This is a genomic window from Pseudomonas sp. JV245A, assembly GCF_032424515.1.
Classification (GTDB): domain Bacteria; phylum Pseudomonadota; class Gammaproteobacteria; order Pseudomonadales; family Pseudomonadaceae; genus Aquipseudomonas; species Aquipseudomonas protegens.
On the sequence record NZ_VYKE01000347.1, the window covers coordinates 1 to 1,754 of the forward strand.

General features: G+C 68.1%; 2 protein-coding genes and 1 pseudogene. All 3 read left to right on the forward strand.

The window, feature by feature from the left end:
* Nucleotides 1–423: ATP-binding cassette domain-containing protein (locus F6S12_RS31455; RefSeq protein ID WP_315869827.1), on the forward strand; the 423-nt coding region annotated here is incomplete at its 5' end.
* Nucleotides 389–1,588, forward strand: a complete 1,200-nt coding sequence (locus tag F6S12_RS31460; protein ID WP_011061468.1) for an ABC transporter substrate-binding protein — start codon at nt 389–391, stop codon at nt 1,586–1,588. The genes F6S12_RS31455 and F6S12_RS31460, both read left to right, overlap by 35 nt.
* Nucleotides 1,588–1,754, forward strand: a pseudogene (locus F6S12_RS31465) (ABC transporter permease); the annotation flags it as partial. The gene F6S12_RS31460 and the pseudogene F6S12_RS31465, both read left to right, overlap by 1 nt.

The following is a 1,754-nucleotide window of genomic DNA, read 5'->3' on the forward strand; positions in this document are numbered from 1 at the left end:
TCCGGCGGCATGGCCCAGCGCACCGCACTGGCCCGCTGCCTGGCGCGCCAGCCCCAGGTGCTGCTGCTGGATGAACCCTTCGGCGCGCTGGACGAAGTGACCCGCGCCGACATGCAGCAACTGCTGCTCAAGGTGATCGGCCAGCACCGCACCGCGGCGCTGCTGATCACCCACGACATCGACGAAGCCCTGCTGCTGTCCGATCGGGTGCTGCTACTGGGTAACAGCCCGGCGCGCACCCTCGGCCAGTGGCACATCGAGCTGCCGGCGCCGCGCGCCGAGCGGATCGAGGAACTGGGCGCGCTGCGCATCGAGATTCTCAAGACCCTTCGGCGGGCGAGCCGCAACCCCCACACTTCCCCTTTGCCTGCACCGTCGGAGATTGACCATGTGCCTGGACGACTTCACTCATACCCGTCGTGACTTTCTCAAGCTCAGCGCGCTGCTGACTGCCGGCGGCGCCTTGCCGCTGCTCAACAGCCTGCAGGCCCGCGCCGCCCAGGAACCGGACGCGCCGGTGCGCATCGGCTACCTGCCGATCACCGACGCCACGCCCTTGCTGGTGGCCCACAACAACGGCCTGTTCGAGGCCGAGGGCATCAAGGCCGAGCGCCCGGTGCTGCTGCGCAGTTGGGCCCAAGTGATCGAGGCGTTCATTTCCGGGCAGGTCAACGTGATTCACCTGCTGTCGCCGATGACCGTCTGGGCCCGCTACGGCAGCCGGGTGCCGGCCAAGGTGGTGGCCTGGAACCACGTCGGCGGTTCCGGCCTGACCGTGGCCCCGGGCATTACCGAGGTCAAGCAACTGGCGGGGCAGTCGGTGGCGATCCCGTTCTGGTATTCGATCCATAACGTGGTGGTGCAGCAACTGTTTCGCGACAACGGCCTGGTGCCGGTGAGCAAGGCCGCCGGCAGCGCCCTGGGGGCCAACGAGGTCAACCTGGTGGTGCTGCCGCCTTCGGACATGCCGCCAGCCCTGGCCAGCAAGCGGATTGCCGGCTACATCGTCGCCGAGCCGTTCAATGCCCTGGCCGAGGAACTCAAGGTGGGCCGGGTGCAGCGCTTTACCGGGGACGTGTGGCGCAACCACGCCTGCTGCGTGGTGTTCATGCACGAGCATGACCTGGACAACCGTCCCGAATGGTCGCAGAAGGTGGTCAACGCCATCGTCAAGGCCCAGCTGTGGACCCGCGACCACCGCGCCGAGGCCGCGCAACTGCTGTCCAAGGATGGCGCCAACCGCTACACGCCCCATGCGCCCCAGGTGCTCAACCGGGTGCTGGCGCCGGCGGCGGCCGACCGCGAGGCCTACCTGGCCAGCGGCGCGATCCAGCACAGCCACTGGGACGAGCAGCGCATCGACTTCCAGCCGTATCCGTTCCCCAGCTACACCGAAGAGTTGGTCAAGCGCCTCAAGGACACCCTGATCGAGGGCGACAAGGGCTTTCTGGCCGGCCTTGACCCGGCACACACCGCCAAGGACCTGGTGGACGATCGCTTCGTGCGCAACGCCATCGCCTCGGTGGGCGGGCTGAAGGCCTTCGGCCTGGCGGACAGCTTCGAGCGCAGCGAGGAGTTCGGTCTTTGATGGGCAAGCAACCTTCTTCCCTGAGCCATTGGCTCCTGGGGCTTGCCGGGCTGTCGAGCCTGCTGCTGGGCTGGTGGCTGGGGGTGCACCTGCTGGGCGATGGCAACGGCCTGGCGGCGCGTTTCTCCCCCGAGGCGACCTTCGCCAGCCTGCTGGAACTGCTGGG